Origin of the sequence: Anoxybacillus sp. EFIL (assembly GCF_013096955.1) — a bacterium.
Taxonomy (GTDB): domain Bacteria; phylum Bacillota; class Bacilli; order Bacillales; family Anoxybacillaceae; genus Anoxybacillus; species Anoxybacillus ayderensis.
This window is the reverse complement of the sequence record NZ_SDLH01000001.1, coordinates 51,135-73,567: the sequence shown is the minus strand read 5'-3', so window position 1 is coordinate 73,567 and position 22,433 is coordinate 51,135. Positions and strand designations below refer to the sequence as shown.

Below are 22,433 nucleotides of genomic sequence, written 5' to 3'. Positions count from 1 at the left end.
ATTTAGGGGGGATGATATGATTGAGCAATGCTGGCAAAAGTGGATTGATGCTCGCGATCGCGAGGCTTGCGATCAACTGATTGAAAAATATATGCCACTTGTCGATTATCATGTGCAACGTATTGCTTCATCCCTTCCGAAAAGCGTGAAAAGAGAAGATTTAAAAAGTTTAGCGCTACTTGGCTTATATGATGCGCTAGAAAAGTTCGATCCTTCACGCGATTTAAAATTTGATACGTATGCTTCCTTTCGCATTCGTGGCGCGATTTTAGACGGATTGCGCAAAGAAGATTGGCTTCCGCGCAGCGTACGAGACAAGGCGAAAAAAATAGAAGCAACAATTGAGCAGTTGCAACAAACTTACATGCGTGATGTCAGCGCTAAAGAAGTGGCGGAAGCATTAAACATTTCAGAAGATGAAGTGTATGCGGTGATGAGCGAACAGTTTTTCGCCAATGTTTTATCTTTAGATGAGCGACCGTTTGATGATGACGACGATCAACCGTCATTTACGATTCGCGATGATCGATCTCTGTCGCCCGAAGAACATATGTTGCGTGAAGAACAAATTGCGCAATTAGCGAATATCATTCAACAGCTAAATGAAAAAGAACAGCTAGTCATTAGTTTATTTTACAAAGAAGAATTGACGTTTACAGAAATCGGACATATTATGGGACTGTCCACGTCACGAATTTCCCAAATTCACGCAAAAGCCTTATTTAAAATGCGCAAACTGATTGAGCAAGCGATATGACAGTCCTTCATCACTTTATGAAGGAAGTGAGAACATGAGTTTAAAATTAGTCGAGTTACAAGTGGCGTTGCCGAAAACGCATGAGCTCGGAAAATGGCAAGAACATATGCAACAATACGGACAGCTTGCTCAGCAACAGCTTGCAACAGAAATGAAAAAACAAGATGAGCGCATTCGGCAACAAGTGACGAGAGCGGAACAAAGCGAACGCGCGAAGTGGAAAAAACAGTCTGAGAAAAAAGAAAAAAGTAAACATCCTTACAAAGGAACACATATTGATTTTATTGGATAAGAGGGATGATATGACGACGTTTTTATGGTTGATCAGCTTCGTTCTGCATGGTGTCTCGCTTTTTCTCATTATTCTTTTATCATTAAAATGGGCAAAAATTAAAGAGACAGAAAGAGAGCAAGCGGAGCTAATTCGCGAAATGGAAACGATGATGACGACATATTTAATGCAGTTTAAAGAGGAAAACGAACGATTTGTTAAACAAATGACATCATCGGCCGTTCGTCAAAAGAAAAAAGAAGCCTCTCCCCTATTTCGAGACGAACAAGTGCGACTTCCAGTTGACGACGTTGTTGACCGAGTGGAATTATCAACAACTTCGCCGAAGGAAGAGCCGTCGCTCGAGTCGCTCATTTCAGAAGCGTTAAAACTTCAACAACAAGGAAAAACAATGGATGAAATCGCGAAAGCATTGAAGCGTGGGAAGACAGAAATAGAGCTTTTGCTTAAATTTCACCAAAAGTAGTTGAATGTGCTTTTTAATTATGATATAGTTCTATTTGGTGTGAATACACACGCTCATCGATTTAAGCAACGGTGCTGCTTTGCAGTCTTGCTTAAAAATGACGTGAGCGGAGGAAAAAAACCATCTAGGAGGATGAAAGATGTCTGTTATTTCAATGAAACAGTTGCTTGAAGCAGGGGTTCACTTCGGGCATCAAACACGTCGTTGGAACCCAAAAATGAAAAAATACATTTTCACTGAGCGCAATGGTATTTACATCATTGACTTGCAAAAAACAGTGAAAAAAGTAGAAGAAGCGTACAACTTCGTCAAAGAACTTGCGGCAAACGGCGGCAAAATTTTATTCGTTGGTACGAAAAAACAAGCGCAAGATTCTGTGAAAGAAGAAGCAGAACGTTCTGGCATGTTCTACGTAAACCAACGTTGGTTAGGTGGGACGTTAACAAACTTTGCAACGATCCAAAAACGTATTAAACGTTTAAAAGAGATCGAAAGAATGGCTGAAGACGGCACATTCGATGTATTGCCTAAAAAAGAAGTGGTAAAACTAAAGAAAGAATTAGAGCGTCTTGAAAAGTTTTTAGGCGGTATTAAAGAAATGAAAGAATTGCCAGATGCGTTATTTGTTATCGACCCACGCAAAGAGCGCATTGCCGTTGCAGAAGCTCGTAAATTAAACATTCCGATCATCGGAATCGTGGATACAAACTGCGATCCAGACGAAATCGACTACGTCATTCCTGCGAACGACGATGCGATTCGCGCTGTGAAGCTTCTTACAGCTAAAATTGCGGATGCGATTTTAGAAGCAAAACAAGGCGAAGAAGCGGTTGTCACAGCTGAGTAAACATGTGAAAGGTGATAAGAGGGGGAAGCCTTTTATCACCTTTTTTTAAGAAAATCGGGCATACTAAGCATACAAACCGTTTCGGTTTGTGTACATACGATTTCGCACATAAAAAAGGAGGATGTTTGACATGGCAATTACTGCTCAAATGGTAAAAGAATTGCGCGAAAAAACAGGTGCAGGAATGATGGACTGCAAAAAAGCATTAACAGAAACAAACGGTGATATGGAAAAAGCGATCGACTGGCTTCGTGAAAAAGGAATGGCGAAAGCAGCGAAGAAAGCAGATCGTATCGCAGCGGAAGGAACAACGTTAATCGAAGTAGATGAAAATACAGCAGTGATTTTAGAAGTAAACTCTGAAACAGACTTCGTTGCGAAAAACGAAGGGTTTAAAACATTAGTAAAAGAATTAGCTGACCATTTATTAAAACATAAACCTGCAACAGTCGAAGAAGCTTTACAACAAAAAATGGATAACGGTGCGACAGTAGAAGAACACATTAATGCAGCGATCGCTAAAATTGGTGAAAAAATTACATTACGTCGCTTTGCGGTTGTTGAAAAAGGAGACAACGCTGCATTCGGTGCGTACTTACACATGGGTGGTCGCATTGCTGTATTAACTGTATTAGAAGGTACAACAAATAGCGACGTTGCGAAAGATGTAGCGATGCACATCGCGGCAATTAATCCAAAATACGTTTCTCGCGATGAAGTATCTGCAGATGAAATCGCTCGCGAGCGCGAAGTGTTAAAACAACAAGCATTAAATGAAGGAAAGCCTGAAAATATCGTTGAAAAAATGGTTGAAGGCCGTTTAGGCAAATTCTTTGAAGACATTTGCTTACTTGAGCAAAGCTTCGTGAAAAATCCAGATGTGAAAGTGCGTCAATTTGTAGAGTCTAATGGTGCAACTGTGAAAAGCTTCATCCGTTACGAAGTAGGCGAAGGTATTGAAAAGCGCCAAGATAACTTTGCTGAAGAAGTTATGAGCCAAGTTCGTAAGTAATGAAGACAAATAGGGAACACATATGTGTTCCCTATTTTTAAAGAACGGTATGGAGGTTTACAATGGAAAGTCCAAAGTATAAACGTGTCGTTTTAAAACTAAGCGGTGAAGCGTTAGCGGGAGAGCAAGGATTTGGAATTAATCCGTCTGTCATTAAATCGATCGCTCAACAAGTAAAAGAAGTGGCAGAACTAGGAGTCGAAGTTGCCGTTGTCGTTGGGGGCGGAAACATTTGGCGTGGAAAAATTGGTAGCGAAATGGGGATGGACCGCGCCACAGCTGATTACATGGGAATGTTAGCAACGGTGATGAACTCGCTCGCGCTGCAAGATAGCTTAGAGCAGCTCGGTGTACAAACGCGTGTGCAAACGTCGATTGAAATGCGCCAAGTAGCCGAGCCGTACATTCGAAGAAGAGCGATTCGTCACTTAGAGAAAAAACGTGTCGTCATTTTTGCAGCAGGAACAGGAAACCCGTACTTTTCAACAGATACGACAGCCGCGCTTCGTGCTGCAGAAATTGAAGCGGATGTCATTTTAATGGCGAAAAACAACGTAGACGGTGTATATAGCGCCGATCCAAAAGTGGACAAAAACGCAGTCAAATATGATGAACTCTCTTATTTAGATGTCATTAAACAAGGATTAGGCGTCATGGACTCGACTGCTTCATCGCTATGTATGGATAACGATATTCCACTCATTGTTTTCTCCATTATGGAAGAAGGAAATATTAAACGTGCTGTATTAGGTGAAAATATCGGAACAATTGTAAGGGGGAAATAACATGCAAGTATTAACGAACGCGAAAGAAAAGATGGATAAAGCGGTTCAAGCTTTTTCACGTGAACTTGCAACGATTCGTGCAGGTCGTGCGAATCCTGCATTATTAGAAAAAATTACGGTCGATTACTACGGCATGCCAACGCCAATTATTCAATTAGCCGGCATTCAAGTGCCTGAAGCGCGCCTGCTTGTCATTCAACCGTATGACAAATCTGTATTGAAAGAAATCGAAAAGGCGATTTTAGCATCAGATTTAGGTTTAACACCTTCAAACGACGGTTCAGTCATTCGCATTGCGATTCCACCGCTTACTGAAGAGCGCCGCCGTGAACTCGTTAAGCTTGTGAAAAAATATGCTGAAGAAGCAAAAGTCGCTGTGCGCAACATTCGTCGCGATGCAAACGACGAGTTGAAAAAGCTAGAGAAAAACGGTGAAATTACTGAAGATGAATTGCGCGGTTATACAGAAGATATTCAAAAACTAACAGACGATCATATCGCAAAAATCGATGCGATTACGAAAGAAAAAGAGAAAGAAGTGATGGAAGTATAAGTCCCTCTATGTTTATAGAGGGTTTTTTGTTATAATTACGAAATAGGGCGCACAGCCTAATTACGATCGATCAAAGCTGGAGGACATGCGCTTATGTTTGAAAAGATGAAAAGATGGAAAAACAAAGAAGAAGCGTATTCAAAAGAAACCGTTTTACAAGGACCAATTCCTGCGCATGTGGCGATCATTATGGACGGAAACGGACGATGGGCGAAAAAACGTGCATTGCCACGGATGGCTGGACATTACGAAGGTATGCAAACGGTGCGAAAAATTACGCGCTTTGCCAACGAACTAGGTGTGAAAGTGTTAACGTTATATGCATTTTCAACAGAAAATTGGAAACGACCGAAAACAGAAGTCGATTATTTAATGCAGCTTCCTGAACAGTTTTTAACGACATTTTTGCCCGAGTTAATTGCAGAAAACGTACAAGTGCGCGTCATGGGACATAAAGACCAACTACCTTTACATACGTTACGTGCAGTCGATCAGGCGATCGAACAGACGAAACAAAATACCGGTTTAATTTTAAACTTTGCTTTAAACTACGGAAGCCGTGCAGAAATTGTACATGCGGTTCAAAAACTTGTTGACGATGTGCAAAACGGAGCGATTCAAGCAAACGATGTCGATGAACAGTTGTTTCATTCTTATTTAATGACAAACGATTTGCCTGATCCTGATTTGCTTATTCGCACAAGCGGGGAAATTCGTTTAAGTAACTTTATGCTTTGGCAATTAGCATATACAGAGTTTTGGTTTACAGATGTATTATGGCCAGACTTCACAGAACAACACTTTTTACAGGCGGTACATGAATTTCAGCAACGTAGCCGCCGATTTGGAGGCGTATAATTTCATATGAAACAAAGAATTGTGACAGCAATTATTGCAGCTTCAGTCTTTTTACCGATCGTCATATATGGCGGATGGCCATTTTTAGTCTTAACGTATATACTCGCTACGGTTGGTTTATTTGAACTTATTCGCATGAAAAAAATGTCGCTTTTTTCGTTTCCAAGCATCGTTAGTTTTCTTGTATTATGGCTCTTTTTATATCCGTATGAACATATGATAAACATATGGATCCTCATCATCGGACTCTTTTTGTTGCTCATTTATACGGTCATATCTAAAAATGCGTTTACGTTTGATGATGTTGGGTTTATGATTGCTTCTTTACTATATGTAGGCGTTGGGTTTTATTCGTTTTTTCACGTGCGCGAAGCAGGGTTGTCGTATATTTTTTATGCGCTCTTTTTAATTTGGGCAACGGATAGCGGAGCGTACTTTATTGGTCGAGCGCTTGGAAAACGAAAACTGTGGGAGCACATTAGCCCGAACAAAACAGTTGAAGGGGCTGTTGGAGGCATTTTATGTGCACTTTTTGTTGTCAGTGTTTATGAGTGGCTATCACCGTTTGCTCCATCTTTTCCGATGTTACTGATCGCGACAGTCGTTTTATCCGTTTTCGGCCAACTCGGTGACTTAGTGGAGTCGGCGTTTAAACGGCATTATGGAGTAAAAGATTCAGGTGCTATTTTGCCGGGGCATGGCGGCATTTTAGATCGCTTTGATAGTTTGTTGTTTATTTTACCAATTTTATATTTGTTTTACCTCATTGTTTAAAAAGGAGTGGACAGCTTGCGAGCAATTAGTTTATTAGGGGCGACGGGCTCGATTGGAATGCAAACGTTAGACGTCATTCGTGCTCATCGCGATGCGTTTCGTCTCGTTGCTTTTTCAGCTGGACGAAATATAGAACAGGCAAGAATGATCATTGAACAATTTTCACCAAAAGTTGTATGTGTTGCCCAAAAAGAAGATGCCGACATGTTGCAGAGCGAATATATTGGGCGAGTGCGCATCGTTTCAGGTGAAGATGGGCTCATTGAAGTGGCGACCGTTCAAGAAGCTGACATTGTCGTCAATGCGGTAGTAGGAAGCGTTGGACTAGTGCCTACGTTAAAAGCGATTGAGGCGAAAAAAACAATTGCGCTAGCTAATAAAGAAACGTTAGTTACCGCAGGCCATCTCGTTATGAAGCACGCGATCGATTACGGTGTGTCGATTTTGCCTGTGGACAGTGAACATTCCGCTATTTTCCAATGTTTACAAGGAGAACAACAAAAAAATATCGAATGTATTATTTTGACGGCATCCGGCGGCAGTTTTCGCGATCGTACGCGCGAGCAGCTAGAACATGTCACGGTGGAAGAAGCGCTAAAACATCCGAATTGGTCGATGGGAGCAAAAATTACGATCGACTCTGCAACGATGATGAATAAAGGGCTTGAAGTGATCGAAGCACATTGGTTGTTCCACCTACCGTACGAACAAATTGACGTTCTTTTACATAAAGAAAGCATCATTCATTCTATGGTGCAATTTCATGACGGAAGCGTAATTGCTCAGCTTGGAACGCCAGATATGCGCGTACCGATTCAATATGCGCTAACGTATCCGGATCGTTTTCCGCTACATATCGAACGACTGAACTTAGCACAAGTAGCCACGTTGCATTTTCAAAAAGTGGACATGAACCGGTTCCGTTGTTTACAATTTGCTTATGAGGCAGGAAACATAGGTGGAACGATGCCGACCGTATTAAATGCAGCGAATGAAGAAGCGGTGGCAGCCTTTTTAGCTGGACGAATATCGTTTTTAGCGATTGAACAATGCATTGAACAAGCGATGGAGCGGCACGTGCCGATTGCTCATCCAGATCTTGAGACGATTCGCGAAGTCGATCGTGAAACGAGACAATATGTAAAATCACTACACATGTAAAAGGTGGTTGAAACGTTGGAAACGGTTATTGCTTTTATTGTCATTTTTGGTGCGCTTGTGTTTTTTCATGAATTAGGGCACTTCATTTTCGCAAAGCGAGCAGGTATTTTATGTCGCGAATTTGCGATTGGATTCGGTCCGAAAGTGTTTTCGATGAAAAAAGGAGAAACGACATATACGATTCGTTTGCTCCCGCTTGGCGGTTTTGTGCGCATGGCCGGCGAAGATCCAGAAATGATTGACGTGAAGCGCGGTCAAGTTGTCGGCTTATTGTTTCATGAAGACGGGAAAGTGAAAAAAGTGATCGTCAATCATAAAGACGAATATCCCGATGCGAAAATCATTGAAGTAGAACGCGCTGATTTTGAACATGAGTTATATATTGAAGGATATGAAGGCGATGATGAGCGTTTACAACGCTTTGAATTAAGCGATCCTGCTTACATCGTCATCGATCGAGAAGAAGTGCAAATTGCGCCATACGATCGTCAATTTGGTTCTAAAACGCTCGGACAGCGCGCGATGGCCATTTTTGCTGGTCCGTTGATGAATTTTATTTTAGCGCTTGTCATTTTCATTCTTATCGGACTGTTGCAAGGTTATCCGGTTGATAAACCAGTGATTGGTGAATTGACAGAGGATGGTGCTGCACGTCAAGCTGGGCTACAACAAGGGGATGTCGTCATGTCGATTAATGGACAGCCGATGTCTTCTTGGACAGATGTTGTGACAATCATTCGAAAAAGCCCAGAAAAACCGCTTCAATTTCAAGTAAATCGCAACGGTCAAATCATTGATCTCACCGTCACACCAGAAAAGAAAACGATCGAAGGTGAAACGATCGGTCTCATCGGTGTGTATGGACCGATGGAAAAGTCGTTTGTCGGGGCGATAAAACAAGGAGCGTTAGAGACGTACTATTGGACAAAAGAAATCATCGTTGGATTAGGTCATTTGTTGACGGGGAAATTTTCTTTTGATATGTTGTCCGGACCTGTTGGCATTGCTGTTTCGACTCATAAAGTCGCTCAATCCGGTGTGTATTACTTAATGAAATGGGGAGCGATTTTAAGCATTAACTTAGGCATTATCAACTTGCTTCCACTTCCGGCGCTCGATGGAGGACGGTTAACGTTTTTTGCGATTGAAGCGTTGCGTGGAAAACCGATTGATCGTCAAAAAGAAGGCATTGTACACTTTATCGGTTTTGCCCTTCTTATGTTGCTTATGCTTGTTGTTACATGGAATGACATTCAAAAATTTTTCTTATAATTAAATGAAGTAAGAGGTGCTAAAAAAGATGAAACAAAGTATGTCGTTTATTCCTACATTACGTGAAGTGCCGGCAGATGCGGAAATTAAAAGCCATCAACTGCTGCTTCGTGCCGGCTTTATTCGCCAAAATGCAAGCGGAGTATATAGCTTTTTGCCACTTGGTAAGCGCGTGCTGCAAAAAATTGAAGCGATCATTCGCGAAGAAATGGAGCGTGCTGGTGCTATTGAACTGTTGATGCCAGCGCTTCAACAAGCGGAATTATGGCAAGAATCAGGTCGTTGGTATTCATACGGACCAGAATTAATGCGTTTAAAAGATCGTCACGATCGCGACTTTGCACTCGGTGCGACACATGAAGAAGTCATTACGGCGCTCGTTCGTGATGAAGTGAAATCGTATAAACGGTTACCGCTTACGCTTTATCAAATTCAAACGAAGTTTCGCGATGAAAAACGTCCGCGCTTCGGTTTGCTTCGCGGTCGCGAATTTATTATGAAAGATGCGTATTCATTCCACGCTTCACAAGAAAGTTTAGACGAAGTGTACAATAAAATGTACGAAGCATATGCGAACGTGTTCCGACGCTGCGGATTAAATTTCCGTGCCGTCATTGCGGACTCTGGTGCAATGGGTGGCAAAGATACGCATGAATTTATGGTTTTATCCGATGTTGGTGAAGACACGATCGCATATTCAGATTCGTCTGATTATGCGGCAAACATTGAAATGGCGCCGGTGATTACGACTTATGAGCGAAGTGATGAACCGCATGCACCGCTTGAGAAAGTGCATACACCAGAACAACGTTCGATTGAAGAAGTGAGCCAATTTCTTCAAGTACCAAAAGAAAAATGTATCAAGTCGCTATTATTTAAAGTAGACGATCGCTATGTCCTCGTTCTTGTGCGCGGTGATCATGAAGTCAATGATGTAAAAGTAAAAAATATATTAGAAGCAACTGTTGTAGAATTGGCAACGCCAGAAGAAACGAAGCAAGTGATGAACTGTGAGATTGGTTCACTTGGCCCGATTGGTGTTCGTGATGGTGTCCTCGTTTTAGCTGACCATGCGGTAAAAGCGGTTGTCAACGGTGTGTGTGGAGCGAATGAAGCGCACTACCATTATAAAGGGGTCAATCCAGATCGTGATTTTGCTGCGCAATATGCGGATGTGCGTTTCATTCAAGAAGGGGATCCGTCACCAGATGGAAAAGGGACGATTCGTTTTGCGCGCGGAATTGAAGTTGGACACGTATTTAAACTTGGGACTCGTTATAGCGAAGCGATGAATGCGACGTATTTAGATGAAAACGGACGTACGCAGCCGATGATTATGGGTTGTTATGGTATCGGTGTATCGCGTACGCTTGCGGCAATTGCTGAGCAATATAACGATGAGCATGGACTCATATGGCCAACTGCGGTGGCTCCTTTCCACATTCACTTAATTTCTGTAAATCCAAAAGTGGACGAGCAACGAGAGCTTGCTGATGAATGGTATGTACGTTTACAACAAGAAGGATTTGAAGTGCTGTATGACGATCGTGCCGAGCGTCCAGGAGTCAAATTTGCTGACAGCGATTTAATTGGGTTACCTGTGCGTGTGACGGTCGGAAAACGTGCAAATGAAGGAATCGTTGAAGTAAAAGTACGAAAAACAGGTGAAACAGAAGAAGTACACGTGTCGCAATTAGTCGAAACGTTGCGCCGTTACTTATAGGCAGAGAGGGGGGCCCCCCTCTTTCTGTCGTCTATCGCTCCCAAACGATGTATAAAAAAGAAAGGGAGGTGTACCGTTACATTTTTTGTAACGAACAACGATGAGAGAAGAACAAAAAGAACGATTTTCGATTTTACTACAACAGCTACAGCTTTCTTCACATATGGCAGATGACTTATTGCATGGACGGATTGAAAAAGTTGTTGTTGATAAACGAATGAAATGTTGGCACTTTTATTTTCGATTTCCTGCGATTTTACGAGCGCACGTATATGTCGAGTTTCGTAAACGACTAATCGAACAATTTCGCCATATTGCCGATGTGCAATGCACGATAGAAGTAGAAGATCAAACGTTTACTGCTGAAGATGTCGTGTCGTACTGGCCAATATTTGTTGACACGATTCAACAAACATCACCGCTTTTTTCACTACTTACACAGCAGCAACCGGAAGTAAAAGGGACGAAAGTCACTGTACAAGCGCGCAATGAAGCAGAAGCGATCGCGTTGAAAAAGCGATTTGCGGAAATGTTCGCTGCGACGTATGTTTCTTTCGGATTTCCGCACTTGCAGTTAGAAGCGAGTGTAAAACACGACGAGCAGCAGTTTGAACAATTTTTAGTGCAAAAACAAAAAGAAGATGAAGAACGAGCGTTAGCCGCGTTTATGGAAGCAATGCCGAAACAAGAAGATCCTACTGTAAGTGACACAAGCGGTCCGCTTGTGATCGGCTATCAAATTAAAGATGACGAACATATTCGTCCGCTCGATCAAATTGTAGAGGAAGAACGTCGCGTCGCTGTGCAAGGATACATTTTTGATGCTGAAGCAAAAGAACTAAAAAGCGGACGTACGTTATTGACGTTAAAAATAACGGACTATACAAATTCGATTCTTGTCAAAATGTTCTCGCGCGATAAAGAAGACGCCGAGCTTATGCAACGTGTAAAAAAAGGAATGTGGGTAAAAGTGCGCGGCAGCGTGCAAAATGACACATTCGTGCGAGATCTTGTGCTTATTGCGAACGATTTGAATGAAGTGAAACCGAATGAACGTCAAGATACAGCGGAAGAAAAACGGGTAGAATTGCACGTTCATACTCAAATGAGCCAAATGGATGCGGTCGCTTCCATTACAAAGCTTGTCGAACAAGCGAAAAAATGGGGGCATGAAGCAATTGCTGTCACGGATCATGCGGTCGTTCAATCGTTTCCGGAAGCATATAGTGCGGGAAAAAAATATGGTGTAAAAATTTTATATGGACTAGAAGCAAATATTGTCGATGACGGGGTACCAATCGCTTATAACGAGGCGCATCGACGGCTAATGGACGATACGTTTGTCGTATTTGACGTGGAAACGACAGGGCTTTCTGCTGTATATGATACAATTATTGAATTAGCAGCGGTCAAAGTAAAAAACGGGGAAATTATCGACCGTTTTGAGTCGTTTGCGAATCCGCATCACCCGCTTTCCGCAACGACAATCGAATTAACGAAAATTACAGATGACATGTTAAAAGATGCGCCAGATGTCGAAGAAGTGTTAGAAAAGTTTTATCATTGGATCGATGATTGTGTGCTCGTTGCTCATAATGCGACGTTTGACATCGGTTTTTTAAATGCAGGATTTAAAAAGATAAATCGAGGTAAAGTAACGAATCCGGTTATTGATACACTTGAACTTGCTCGCTATTTATATCCAGAGTTAAAAAACCATCGTTTAAATACGCTTTGTAAGAAATTTAATATTGAATTAACCCAGCACCATCGCGCGATTTATGACGCCGAGGCGACAGGATATTTACTTATTCATTTGGTGAAAGAACTTGATGAAAAAGGAATTCAATATCTCGACCAATTAAACGAAGCATCGAAAGAACAAGGGGCGTTCCAACGTTCCAGACCGTTTCATGCAACGTTGCTTGTACAAAATGAAGTCGGTTTAAAAAATTTATTTAAACTCGTATCGTTTTCACATGTGAACTATTTTTATCGCGTGCCACGCATCCCACGTTCCGTATTGCAACAACATCGCGAAGGCATTTTAGTTGGATCAGGTTGCGATAAAGGCGAGTTATTTGAAGCGATGATGCAAAAAGGAATTGAAGAAGCGGAGGCGATTGCACCGTTTTACGACTTTCTTGAAGTGCATCCGCCAGAAGTATATGCGCCGCTTATTGAGATGGAATACGTACGCGATGAAGCAGCACTCAAAGAAATTATTACAAACATTGTGCAACTTGGCGAACGGCTCGGCATTCCGGTTGTTGCGACTGGAAATGTGCATTACATCAATCGAGAAGATAAAATATATCGCAAAATTTTAATTCATTCACAATCTGGTGGAAATTCGTTAAATCGACACGAATTGCCAAACGTTCATTTTCGTACGACAAACGAAATGTTAGAAGCGTTTTCGTTTCTTGGTGAACAAAAAGCAAAAGAAATTGTTGTGACAAATACGAAAAAAATCGCTCATTTAATCGAAGAAGTGAAACCGATTAAAGATGAATTGTACACACCGAAAATTGAAGGAGCGGACGAAGAAATTCGTCGGATGAGCTATGAACGGGCGAAAAGTATTTATGGTGACCCGCTTCCAGACATCGTTGAAAAACGGCTAGAAAAAGAATTAAAAAGCATTATTGGTCACGGGTTTGCAGTCATTTATTTAATTTCTCATAAACTTGTAAAGAAATCGCTTGATGACGGATATCTTGTCGGTTCACGCGGCTCGGTTGGCTCATCGTTTGTCGCAACGATGACGGAGATTACGGAAGTGAACCCGCTTCCACCGCATTATGTTTGTCCGAACTGTAAACATTCCGAGTTTTTCGATGACGGTTCGGTCGGCTCAGGATTTGACCTACCGGATAAAAACTGCCCAAAATGTGGCGTGCGATACAATAAAGACGGTCACGATATTCCGTTCGAGACGTTTTTAGGGTTTAAAGGAGATAAAGTGCCAGATATCGATTTAAACTTTTCGGGTGAGTATCAACCGCAAGCGCATAACTATACGAAAGTGTTATTCGGTGAAGATAACGTATATCGTGCAGGAACGATCGGTACTGTCGCTGACAAAACGGCATACGGATTCGTCAAAGGGTATATAAACGATCACAACCTTCATGTGCGCGGGGCGGAAATTGATCGTTTAGCTGCAGGATGTACAGGAGTGAAACGAACGACAGGGCAACATCCAGGTGGGATTATTGTCGTGCCAGATTACATGGATATTTATGACTTTACACCAATTCAATATCCAGCCGACGATACGAGCGCGGAGTGGCGCACGACGCATTTTGACTTCCACTCTATTCATGATAACTTATTAAAACTTGATATTCTCGGACACGATGATCCAACGGTCATTCGGATGTTACAAGATTTAAGTGGCATTGATCCGAAGACGATACCGACAGACGATCCGGAAGTGATGAAAATTTTTAGTAGCACGGAATCGCTTGGTGTGACGCCGGAACAAATTATGTGTAACACCGGAACGCTTGGTATTCCAGAGTTCGGTACAAGATTTGTTCGTCAAATGTTAGAAGAAACAAAACCGAAAACATTTTCAGAACTTGTACAAATTTCCGGGTTATCGCACGGAACGGACGTTTGGCTCGGCAATGCACAAGAGCTCATTCAAAATGGGACATGTACGCTATCTGAAGTCATTGGATGTCGCGACGACATTATGGTGTATTTAATTTATCGTGGGTTAGAGCCGTCGTTAGCATTTAAAATTATGGAGTCCGTTCGAAAAGGAAAAGGATTAACGCCTGAGTTTGAAGAAGAAATGCGCAAACATGATGTGCCAGAATGGTACATTGAATCATGTAAAAAAATTAAATACATGTTCCCAAAAGCGCATGCTGCTGCTTACGTGCTCATGGCTGTTCGCATCGCGTACTTTAAAGTCCACCATCCGCTTCTTTATTACGCATCGTATTTTACTGTGCGTGCAGAAGATTTTGATTTAGATGCGATGATTCAAGGGTCTGCTGCGATTCGTAAACGAATTGAAGAAATTCAAGCAAAAGGGCTCGATGCGTCCCCGAAAGAAAAAAGCTTGTTGACTGTGCTTGAAATTGCCCTTGAAATGTGCGAACGAGGATTTTCGTTCAAAAATATTGATTTGTATCGTTCACAAGCAACAGAGTTTATTATTGACGGAAATTCGCTTATTCCGCCGTTTAATGCGATTCCTGGACTAGGGACAAACGTGGCTCAAAGCATTGTACGCGCACGTGAAGAAGGCGAGTTTTTATCGAAAGAAGATTTGCAACAACGCGGCAAAGTATCGAAAACGATTTTAGAATATCTCGAAAGCCGTGGGTGCTTACAGTCGCTACCGGATCACAATCAATTATCACTCTTTTGAATGAGTTGCAATTTTTTTGCCAATATGTTATAGTTCTAGTGGAAATGGTAAAGATAATGGACAAAAAGAGTGGGGAAACCCACTCTTTCGTATTGATTTGAGATTCCTTGCCAACCGCAAGGGATTTTCTTGCAGTTAGGAGGACCAACATGAAAAAAGTGACGCACATCGTTGAGGAGCTCGTTACCCCGATCGTGACAGATATGGGGTTAGAACTTGTCGACATTGAATATGTGAAAGAAGGAAAGAATTGGTTTTTGCGCGTCTTTATTGATTCACCAACTGGAATTGATATCGATCAATGCGGTGTCGTAAGCGAACGATTAAGTGAAAAGCTTGATGAAATCGATCCGATTCCGCACAATTATTTTTTAGAAGTATCGTCACCGGGAGCAGAACGTCCGCTTAAAAAGGCGAAAGATTTTGAACGCGCCGTTGGGAAAAACGTTTATGTGAAAACGTATGAGCCAATTGATGGTCAAAAAGAATTTGAAGGACTATTAACTGCATTTGATGGTCAAACGGTGACCGTAGAAGTAAAAGTCAAAACAAAGAAAAAAATGGTGACCATTCCATACGAAAAAGTAGCTAGTGCACGGCTAGCTGTCATTTTCTCTTAATTCACATTAAAGGGGGACGACCGGTTCATGAATACAGAGTTGTTGGATGCCCTAACGGCGCTCGAGCGCGATAAAGGCATTAGTAAAGAAGTGTTAATTGAAGCGATTGAGGCGGCTATTGTGTCCGCTTATAAACGCAATTTTAATCAGGCGCAAAACGTTCGCGTCGATTTTAATCAAGAGACAGGAACGATTCGCGTATTTGCTCGCAAAGAAGTAGTCGATGAAGTGTACGATTCACGCTTAGAAATTTCGCTTGATGAAGCGAAGCGAATCAATCCAAATTATCAAGTAGGCGATGTCGTTGAAATTGAAGTGACGCCGAAAAACTTCGGACGCATCGCTGCGCAAACAGCAAAGCAAGTCGTCACGCAACGCGTTCGCGAAGCAGAGCGCGGAGTCATTTATGCCGAATTTGTTGACCGAGAAGAAGATATTATGACAGGTATTGTTCAGCGGACGGATTCGAAATTTATTTACGTCAGCCTCGGCAAAATTGAGGCGTTGCTTCCGGTGAGCGAACAAATGCCGAATGAAACGTATAAGCCACATGATCGCATTAAAGTGTACATTACAAAAGTCGAAAAAACGACAAAAGGTCCACAAATTTACGTATCTCGCACGCATCCAGGTTTATTAAAGCGATTGTTTGAATTAGAAGTGCCAGAAATTTATGACGGTACGGTAGAAATTAAATCGGTCGCACGCGAAGCAGGAGATCGCTCGAAAATTTCTGTTCATTCCGATAACCCAGAAGTCGATCCGGTTGGTGCGTGTGTTGGACCTAAAGGACAACGGGTACAAGCGATCGTAAACGAGTTAAAAGGCGAAAAAATCGACATCGTTCGTTGGTCAGCGGATCCAGTTGAATTTGTCGCTAATGCGTTAAGTCCATCCAAAGTGCTTGACGTCATTGTCAACGAAGAAGAAAAGGCAACAACGGTCATCGTACCAGATTATCAACTTTCGCTTGCCATTGGGAAACGTGGGCAAAACGCTCGTTTAGCAGCGAAATTAACAAATTGGAAAATTGATATTAAAAGTCAGTCTGAAGCGGAGCAATTAGGTATTTACCCTCGTTCTTCATCATCGTTCCAAGTTGACGAAGAGGAGATTAGTGAGGTGGAATAATATGCCGAAAAAAATTCCGATGCGCAAATGTGTTGTCACAGGGGAAATGAAGCCGAAAAAAGAGCTTATTCGCATCGTTCGTTCAAAAGAAGGCGACGTATCAATTGACCCGACAGGAAAAAAGGCGGGACGCGGTGCATACATTACGCTAAGTAAAGAATGCATTTTGCTTGCGAAAAAGAAAAATACGCTTGCGCATCATTTGAAAGCGACTATTGATGATTCGATTTACGAACAGCTATTACAGCTCGCTGAGAAGGAGAATGGAGAAACAAATGAATCATAAACCGTGGGCTTCTTTTCTCGGATTAGCGAATCGGGCGCGCAAAGTTATTTCGGGAGAAGAGCTCGTTGTGAAAGAAATTCAGCGTCAGCGTGTGAAGCTTGTCATTTTATCGGAAGATGCGTCAGAAAATACGAGAAAAAAAATTTCCGATAAATGTACGTTTTATCGCGTTCCGCTTTGTTATGTAGACAATCGCTATGAATTAGGTGGAGCGATTGGCAAAGGAGCACGGGTCGTTGTAGCAATTACAGATGAAGGATTCGCACAAAAGCTAAAAACGATGCTCTAACATTTTGGGGGTGAATGTATGTCAAAAATGCGTGTATATGAATATGCCAAAAAACATAACGTGTCAAGTAAAGATGTCATCCATAAATTAAAAGAAATGAACATCGACGTATCGAACCATATGACGATGATTGAAGCGGATGTTGTCGAAAAGCTAGATCGTTCGTTCAAAAAAGAACAAAAACAAGAAACGAAAAAAGAAGAAAAGACGGTACCTGTGAAAAAACCTGTTTTAGAACAGTTTGAAGAAGATGAGGATGAAGTCATTCAAACGAAAGTGCCGATCAAAAAAGCAGTAGTAAAAAATCGCGAAGGGAAAAAACACGACTTGCAAATTCAACAAAAAGAAAAGAAAATTTTCAATAACAAAAAAAATAAAAAACAAAAACCTCAGCAAGCTCCACAACAAGAAGTGCAAAAGAAAAAAGAAAAAGAGCTTCCGAAAAAAATTACATTTGAAGGTTCTTTAACGGTCGCAGAGTTAGCAAAAAAATTAGGGAAGGAGCCTTCTGAAATTATTAAAAAGCTATTTATGCTCGGCATCATTGCAACAATTAACAAAGATTTGGACAAAGATGCGATCGAGCTCATTTGCTCTGACTACGGCGTAGAAGTAGAAGAAAAAGTGACGATTGACGAAACAGAATTTGAGACGATCGAAATTGTTGATCATCCAGAAGATTTAGTTGAACGTCCGCCTGTTGTGACGATTATGGGACACGTCGACCACGGAAAAACGACGTTGCTTGACTCAATTCGCCATACGAAAGTAACGGAACAAGAAGCTGGCGGTATTACACAGCATATCGGTGCGTATCAAGTTGTTGTAAACGGCAAAAAAATCACATTTTTAGATACACCTGGTCACGAAGCGTTTACAACGATGCGTGCACGCGGTGCGCAAGTGACAGATATCGTCATTCTCGTTGTCGCAGCAGATGACGGAGTGATGCCGCAAACGGTTGAAGCGATTAACCATGCGAAAGCGGCAAAGGTTCCAATTATTGTTGCGGTCAATAAAATCGATAAGCCAACAGCGAATCCAGATCGCGTCATGCAAGAGCTAATGGAATATGAGCTCGTTCCAGAAGAATGGGGCGGCGATACAATTTATTGTAAACTATCTGCGTTAACAGGCGAAGGGATTGACAATTTGCTTGAAATGATTTTGCTTGTGAGCGAAATGGAAGAGTTAAAAGCAAATCCAAACCGTCGTGCGACAGGAACGGTCATTGAAGCGAAGCTCGATAAAGGTCGCGGTCCGGTGGCAACTCTCCTTGTTCAATCAGGTACGTTGCGCGTTGGTGATCCGATCGTTGTCGGTTATACGTACGGACGCGTACGGGCGATGACGAATGACCTTGGGCGCCGTGTAAAAGAAGCGGGACCATCGACGCCAGTTGAAATTACTGGATTAAACGAAGTGCCGCAAGCAGGCGATCGTTTCATGGTGTTTGAAGACGAGAAAAAAGCACGTCAAATTGGCGAAGCTCGCGCACAAAAGCAAATCGTGCAACAACGAAGCGTAAAAGCGCGCGTTAGCCTAGACGACTTGTTTGAAAAAATTAAGCAAGGCGAAATGAAAGAATTAAATATTATTGTCAAAGCGGACGTACAAGGTTCCGTAGAAGCGCTCGTTGCGGCATTACAAAAAATCGAAGTCGAAGGAGTGCGCGTGAAAATTATTCACTCCGGTGTTGGTGCCGTGACGGAATACGACATTATGCTTGCATCCGCATCAAATGCGATTGTCATCGGCTTTAACGTTCGTCCAGATGCGAACGCAAAACGTGTCGCGGAAGCAGAAAAGGTCGATATTCGTCTCCATCGCATCATTTACAAAGTGATTGAAGAAATTGAAGCAGCGATGAAAGGGATGCTTGATCCAGAGTACGAAGAAAAAGTGATCGGTCAAGCGGAAGTGCGTCAAACATTTAAAGTATCAAAAGTCGGTACAATTGCAGGATGCTATGTGACAGATGGAAAAATTACGCGCGATAGTAGCGTCCGTCTCATTCGTCAAGGCATCGTCGTTTACGAAGGACAAATTGATACGTTAAAACGTTACAAAGACGATGTAAAAGAAGTCGCACAAGGGTACGAGTGTGGGATCACGATTAAAAACTTTAATGACATTAAAGAAGGCGACGTCATTGAAGCATATATGATGCAAGAAGTGGAGCGCAAATGATCGGATACGTCGAATGTGAATGCATCATTTACGACGTCCAATCATTGAAAGAAAAAAGAGCCGTGTTGCAACGCGTTGTCACACGGCTTAAACAAAAATATAATATATCAGTAGCCGAAGTAGATTATCAAAACGTATGGCAACGAACGAAGCTAGGGATTGTAGCGATTACAGCCGAGCGAACGGCGACGGAACAAGAGCTACATCGGGCGTTACAATTTATCGATTCGTTTCCAGAAATCGAACGAACGGTTACAACATTCGAGTGGTTTTAATCGAGGTGATGACAATGAGTTTGCGAGCCACACGTGTAGGCGAACAAATGAAAAAAGAATTAAGCGATATTATCGGACGCAAACTAAAAGACCCACGCATCGGTTTCGTTACCGTAACAGATGTTCGTGTAACGGGTGATTTACAACAAGCAAAAGTGTATATTTCTGTTCTTGGTGACGAAGAACAAAAGAAAAATACGCTAAAAGGGTTAGCGAAAGCAACGGGCTTTATCCGTTCAGAAATCGGTCAGCGTATTCGTTTGCGCAAGACGCCGGAAATTTACTTTGAAATTGATGAAACGATCGATTACGGTCAACGAATTGAAAGTTTAATTAAACAAATTTCCGAAGAAAAAGAACATAAAGAAGAATAATGGATAGACGTGCGTCTATCCATTTCCGCTATTTTAGAGGTGAAGCGATGGACGGAGTGTTATTGTTACATAAACCTGCAGGCATGACGTCACACGACTGCGTCATGCGCATTCGTAAGTTATTCCAAACGAAAAAAGTTGGTCATACAGGAACGCTTGATCCTGACGTAAGTGGTGTATTGCCCATTTGCATCGGCAAAGCAACAAAAATCGTTGAACTATTAACAGCGGAGAGAAAAACTTATGAAGGGGAAGTGACGTTAGGCATAGCGACGACAACAGAAGATGCATCAGGTGACATCGTTTCAGTAAAACCGATCGAACAGCCGATTTTCCGACATGACATTGAGCGAGTATTTGCTAATCTGACGGGGGACATTGAACAAGTTCCACCGATGTATTCCGCAGTAAAAGTAAATGGAAAAAAACTATATGAGTATGCACGCGCAGGTATTGACGTGGAACGGCCGAAACGAAACGTCCACATTTTTGAACTGCTCCTTCTTGATGATAGACAAGTATTTACAGGTGAAAGGATATCGTTTCGTTTTCGTGTGACATGTAGCAAAGGGACATACGTGCGTACACTCGCTGTTCAAATCGGCGAGCGACTTGGGTATCCGGCGCACATGTCATATCTTGTTCGCACAGCGTCAGGACCGTTTACGCTCGATCAATGCGTGTCGTTTGCTGATATCGAACAGCATGTCGCATCTGGTACAGCGCATACGTTACTTTTACCGATTGAACGAGCGTTAGTTCATTTCCCGGCGTATGTCATGAGTAAGGAAGAAGAGGAAAAAGTAAACCATGGAGCGCTTTTGCCTATTCTATCCTCTATGCCAGAGCGTCTGTTAATGGTTAATGAACAAGGTGAAGCGTTAGCGATTTATATGCCTCATCCGACAAAGCAAAGCTATATGAAACCTTTAAAAGTATTGTAGGTGAAAACGATGAAAACCATTTGGCTGTCCCATCCGTTCAACAAAAAAAATGATGAACCACTTGTTATGGCGCTCGGTTATTTTGACGGCGTTCATCTTGGACATCAAAAAGTCATTCAAACGGCAAAACAAATCGCTGATCAATATGGATACAAAAGCGCGGTCATGACGTTCCATCCGCATCCGTCGGTCGTGCTCGGACGCTCACAACAACATGTTCGATTTATTACACCATTAAAAGAAAAAGAAAAACAAATTGCAAAACTTGGCGTTGATTATTTATACGTTGTTGAATTTACGCCTGAATTTGCTTATTTGTTGCCGCAACAATTTGTTGACGAATACATCATTGGACTCGGTGTAAAGCATGTCGTGGCAGGCTTTGATTTTACGTACGGCCGCTTAGGAAAAGGGACGATGGAAACATTGCCGTTTCATTCTCGTGAACAATTTACGCAAACGGTCATTCCAAAACAGACGTTTGGGGAAGAAAAAATTAGCTCCACATATATTCGGCAGCGATTAGCTGAAGGGGACGTTGAACAGTTACCTCATTTACTCGGAAGATGGTATGAAGTAACAGGCACAGTCATTCATGGGGATAAACGGGGACGGACGATCGGATTTCCAACAGCAAACGTTGCGCTTGACGATGACTATATGATCCCGCGCATTGGTGTATATGCTGTCACGGTAACGATAGACGACAACACGTGGACGGGAGTATGCAACGTCGGGTATAAGCCGACATTCCACGCCCAACAACAAAAAGATCCGTCGATCGAAGTGCATTTGTTTGACTTTTCATCAGACATTTACGGTGCACATGTACGTATTCAATGGCATAAACGATTGCGTGATGAACGAGCATTTTCTTCCGTTGACGAGCTCGTTGAACAAATTCATCGTGATGCTCAAGCGGCGCGTGAATATTTTCAAAATCCCCTTGCATTTTATCGGAAAAACATGTATTCTATTTAATGTATGTTAACCATTGCTGGGCAAAACGAGTCACCGCCGTTTGCTTGGTAACTGGGGTTGAAAAAAGAGGAGGTGAACAAGGATGGCATTAACACAAGAGCGTAAAAACGAGATCATCAACCAGTTCAAAATTCACGAAACTGACACAGGTTCTCCAGAAGTACAAGTTGCTATCCTTACAGAGCAAATTAACAACTTGAACGAACATTTACGTGTTCATCGTAAAGACCATCATTCTCGTCGTGGTCTTTTGAAAATGGTTGGTCGTCGTCGTAACTTACTTACGTATTTACGTAACAAAGACATCAACCGTTATCGTGAATTGATTAACAAACTCGGATTACGTCGATAAGTAAAAAGCGGGAGCATTCCCGCTTTTTATTAGTATTTGCGCCGATATTTGCTTATACTAAAACAAATATGATTTTTTATTTGTACATAGAGAGGGGTACT

The 22,433-nt window shown here is 42.0% G+C and carries 23 protein-coding genes; all 23 read left to right on the top strand.

Features of this window, described 5'->3' with window-relative positions:
- The first annotated feature begins 16 nt into the window (after window positions 1-16).
- The 23 genes from ES017_RS00320 (at window position 17) to rpsO (ending at window position 22,332) form a co-directional block, all read left to right on the top strand.
- Complete coding sequence (locus ES017_RS00320) at window positions 17-757, top strand: FliA/WhiG family RNA polymerase sigma factor (protein ID WP_042533880.1); 741 nt, start codon at window positions 17-19, stop codon at window positions 755-757.
- Window positions 758-791: 34 nt separating this feature from the next.
- Window positions 792-1,049: a hypothetical protein gene (locus tag ES017_RS00315; RefSeq protein ID WP_021094188.1), complete on the top strand. Its 258-nt coding sequence runs from the start codon at window positions 792-794 to the stop codon at window positions 1,047-1,049.
- A 10-nt stretch (window positions 1,050-1,059) separates the two neighbouring features.
- Window positions 1,060-1,515 carry a hypothetical protein gene (locus tag ES017_RS00310; RefSeq protein WP_021094187.1) on the top strand — a complete coding sequence of 152 codons (456 nt, stop codon included), beginning with the start codon at window positions 1,060-1,062 and terminating at the stop codon, window positions 1,513-1,515.
- 139 nt (window positions 1,516-1,654) lie between these two features.
- A complete protein-coding gene (rpsB, locus tag ES017_RS00305; protein ID WP_021094186.1) occupies window positions 1,655-2,362 on the top strand; it encodes a 30S ribosomal protein S2 in 708 nt (235 codons plus the stop codon).
- 130 nt (window positions 2,363-2,492) lie between these two features.
- On the top strand, window positions 2,493-3,374 hold the full coding sequence (tsf, locus tag ES017_RS00300) for a translation elongation factor Ts (RefSeq protein ID WP_021094185.1): 882 nt from the start codon (window positions 2,493-2,495) through the stop codon (window positions 3,372-3,374).
- A gap of 62 nt (window positions 3,375-3,436) precedes the next feature.
- Window positions 3,437-4,159, top strand: a complete 723-nt coding sequence (gene pyrH, locus ES017_RS00295) for a UMP kinase (RefSeq protein ID WP_021094184.1) — start codon at window positions 3,437-3,439, stop codon at window positions 4,157-4,159.
- 1 nt (window position 4,160) lies between these two features.
- The gene (frr, locus tag ES017_RS00290; protein ID WP_009732918.1) at window positions 4,161-4,712 is read left to right on the top strand and encodes a ribosome recycling factor; all 552 of its coding nucleotides are present in this window, start codon (window positions 4,161-4,163) and stop codon (window positions 4,710-4,712) included.
- 93 nt (window positions 4,713-4,805) lie between these two features.
- Window positions 4,806-5,570: an undecaprenyl pyrophosphate synthase gene (locus tag ES017_RS00285; RefSeq protein WP_042533883.1), complete on the top strand. Its 765-nt coding sequence runs from the start codon at window positions 4,806-4,808 to the stop codon at window positions 5,568-5,570.
- Window positions 5,571-5,576: 6 nt separating this feature from the next.
- Complete coding sequence (locus tag ES017_RS00280; protein WP_042533885.1) at window positions 5,577-6,344, top strand: phosphatidate cytidylyltransferase; 768 nt, start codon at window positions 5,577-5,579, stop codon at window positions 6,342-6,344.
- Between the two features lie 15 nt (window positions 6,345-6,359).
- Window positions 6,360-7,505 (top strand): 1-deoxy-D-xylulose-5-phosphate reductoisomerase, encoded by a 1,146-nt coding sequence (dxr, locus tag ES017_RS00275; RefSeq protein ID WP_171334596.1) that lies wholly within the window; start codon window positions 6,360-6,362, stop codon window positions 7,503-7,505.
- Window positions 7,506-7,520: 15 nt separating this feature from the next.
- The gene (gene rseP / locus ES017_RS00270; RefSeq protein ID WP_042533887.1) at window positions 7,521-8,777 is read left to right on the top strand and encodes an RIP metalloprotease RseP; all 1,257 of its coding nucleotides are present in this window, start codon (window positions 7,521-7,523) and stop codon (window positions 8,775-8,777) included.
- Between the two features lie 28 nt (window positions 8,778-8,805).
- Window positions 8,806-10,500 (top strand): proline--tRNA ligase, encoded by a 1,695-nt coding sequence (locus ES017_RS00265; protein WP_042533889.1) that lies wholly within the window; start codon window positions 8,806-8,808, stop codon window positions 10,498-10,500.
- A 100-nt stretch (window positions 10,501-10,600) separates the two neighbouring features.
- Complete coding sequence (locus tag ES017_RS00260) at window positions 10,601-14,890, top strand: PolC-type DNA polymerase III (protein ID WP_042533891.1); 4,290 nt, start codon at window positions 10,601-10,603, stop codon at window positions 14,888-14,890.
- A 149-nt stretch (window positions 14,891-15,039) separates the two neighbouring features.
- Entirely contained in the window at window positions 15,040-15,510 is a 471-nt protein-coding gene (rimP, locus tag ES017_RS00255) for a ribosome maturation factor RimP (RefSeq protein ID WP_021094177.1), read from the top strand.
- Window positions 15,511-15,537: 27 nt separating this feature from the next.
- Window positions 15,538-16,641: a transcription termination factor NusA gene (gene nusA / locus ES017_RS00250; RefSeq protein ID WP_006322329.1), complete on the top strand. Its 1,104-nt coding sequence runs from the start codon at window positions 15,538-15,540 to the stop codon at window positions 16,639-16,641.
- Window position 16,642: 1 nt separating this feature from the next.
- Window positions 16,643-16,927 carry an RNase P modulator RnpM gene (gene rnpM, locus ES017_RS00245; RefSeq protein WP_009732926.1) on the top strand — a complete coding sequence of 95 codons (285 nt, stop codon included), beginning with the start codon at window positions 16,643-16,645 and terminating at the stop codon, window positions 16,925-16,927.
- Window positions 16,917-17,216, top strand: coding sequence for a YlxQ family RNA-binding protein (locus ES017_RS00240; RefSeq protein WP_021094175.1), 300 nt, complete (start codon window positions 16,917-16,919; stop codon window positions 17,214-17,216). Before rnpM ends, ES017_RS00240 begins: the two co-directional genes overlap by 11 nt.
- An 18-nt stretch (window positions 17,217-17,234) precedes the next feature.
- Window positions 17,235-19,406 carry a translation initiation factor IF-2 gene (gene infB / locus ES017_RS00235; protein WP_021094174.1) on the top strand — a complete coding sequence of 724 codons (2,172 nt, stop codon included), beginning with the start codon at window positions 17,235-17,237 and terminating at the stop codon, window positions 19,404-19,406.
- Window positions 19,403-19,681, top strand: a complete 279-nt coding sequence (locus tag ES017_RS00230) for a DUF503 domain-containing protein (RefSeq protein WP_003394815.1) — start codon at window positions 19,403-19,405, stop codon at window positions 19,679-19,681. The genes infB and ES017_RS00230 overlap by 4 nt, the downstream gene beginning before the upstream one ends.
- Before the next feature lie 14 nt (window positions 19,682-19,695).
- Window positions 19,696-20,055 carry a 30S ribosome-binding factor RbfA gene (gene rbfA, locus ES017_RS00225; RefSeq protein WP_003394813.1) on the top strand — a complete coding sequence of 120 codons (360 nt, stop codon included), beginning with the start codon at window positions 19,696-19,698 and terminating at the stop codon, window positions 20,053-20,055.
- A gap of 47 nt (window positions 20,056-20,102) precedes the next feature.
- Window positions 20,103-20,999, top strand: a complete 897-nt coding sequence (gene truB / locus ES017_RS00220; RefSeq protein ID WP_035062977.1) for a tRNA pseudouridine(55) synthase TruB — start codon at window positions 20,103-20,105, stop codon at window positions 20,997-20,999.
- A 9-nt stretch (window positions 21,000-21,008) separates the two neighbouring features.
- Complete coding sequence (gene ribF / locus ES017_RS00215; protein ID WP_021094172.1) at window positions 21,009-21,980, top strand: bifunctional riboflavin kinase/FAD synthetase; 972 nt, start codon at window positions 21,009-21,011, stop codon at window positions 21,978-21,980.
- 82 nt (window positions 21,981-22,062) lie between these two features.
- Window positions 22,063-22,332, top strand: a complete 270-nt coding sequence (gene rpsO / locus ES017_RS00210) for a 30S ribosomal protein S15 (RefSeq protein WP_003394805.1) — start codon at window positions 22,063-22,065, stop codon at window positions 22,330-22,332.
- The last annotated feature ends 101 nt before the right edge of the window (window positions 22,333-22,433 follow it).

Bases quoted from the DNA above. Each gene is read 5' to 3' on its own strand.
- ES017_RS00320 (WP_042533880.1), top strand. From the start codon at position 17: ATGATTGAGCAATGCTGGCAAAAGTGGATTGATGCTCGCGATCGCGAG.
- ES017_RS00315 (WP_021094188.1), top strand. From the start codon at position 792: ATGAGTTTAAAATTAGTCGAGTTACAAGTGGCGTTGCCGAAAACGCAT.
- ES017_RS00310 (WP_021094187.1), top strand. From the start codon at position 1,060: ATGACGACGTTTTTATGGTTGATCAGCTTCGTTCTGCATGGTGTCTCG.
- rpsB (WP_021094186.1), top strand. From the start codon at position 1,655: ATGTCTGTTATTTCAATGAAACAGTTGCTTGAAGCAGGGGTTCACTTC.
- tsf (WP_021094185.1), top strand. From the start codon at position 2,493: ATGGCAATTACTGCTCAAATGGTAAAAGAATTGCGCGAAAAAACAGGT.
- pyrH (WP_021094184.1), top strand. From the start codon at position 3,437: ATGGAAAGTCCAAAGTATAAACGTGTCGTTTTAAAACTAAGCGGTGAA.
- frr (WP_009732918.1), top strand. From the start codon at position 4,161: ATGCAAGTATTAACGAACGCGAAAGAAAAGATGGATAAAGCGGTTCAA.
- ES017_RS00285 (WP_042533883.1), top strand. From the start codon at position 4,806: ATGTTTGAAAAGATGAAAAGATGGAAAAACAAAGAAGAAGCGTATTCA.
- ES017_RS00280 (WP_042533885.1), top strand. From the start codon at position 5,577: ATGAAACAAAGAATTGTGACAGCAATTATTGCAGCTTCAGTCTTTTTA.
- ES017_RS00265 (WP_042533889.1), top strand. From the start codon at position 8,806: ATGAAACAAAGTATGTCGTTTATTCCTACATTACGTGAAGTGCCGGCA.
- ES017_RS00260 (WP_042533891.1), top strand. From the start codon at position 10,601: ATGAGAGAAGAACAAAAAGAACGATTTTCGATTTTACTACAACAGCTA.
- rimP (WP_021094177.1), top strand. From the start codon at position 15,040: ATGAAAAAAGTGACGCACATCGTTGAGGAGCTCGTTACCCCGATCGTG.
- nusA (WP_006322329.1), top strand. From the start codon at position 15,538: ATGAATACAGAGTTGTTGGATGCCCTAACGGCGCTCGAGCGCGATAAA.
- rnpM (WP_009732926.1), top strand. From the start codon at position 16,643: ATGCCGAAAAAAATTCCGATGCGCAAATGTGTTGTCACAGGGGAAATG.
- ES017_RS00240 (WP_021094175.1), top strand. From the start codon at position 16,917: ATGAATCATAAACCGTGGGCTTCTTTTCTCGGATTAGCGAATCGGGCG.
- infB (WP_021094174.1), top strand. From the start codon at position 17,235: ATGTCAAAAATGCGTGTATATGAATATGCCAAAAAACATAACGTGTCA.
- ES017_RS00230 (WP_003394815.1), top strand. From the start codon at position 19,403: ATGATCGGATACGTCGAATGTGAATGCATCATTTACGACGTCCAATCA.
- rbfA (WP_003394813.1), top strand. From the start codon at position 19,696: ATGAGTTTGCGAGCCACACGTGTAGGCGAACAAATGAAAAAAGAATTA.
- truB (WP_035062977.1), top strand. From the start codon at position 20,103: ATGGACGGAGTGTTATTGTTACATAAACCTGCAGGCATGACGTCACAC.
- ribF (WP_021094172.1), top strand. From the start codon at position 21,009: ATGAAAACCATTTGGCTGTCCCATCCGTTCAACAAAAAAAATGATGAA.
- rpsO (WP_003394805.1), top strand. From the start codon at position 22,063: ATGGCATTAACACAAGAGCGTAAAAACGAGATCATCAACCAGTTCAAA.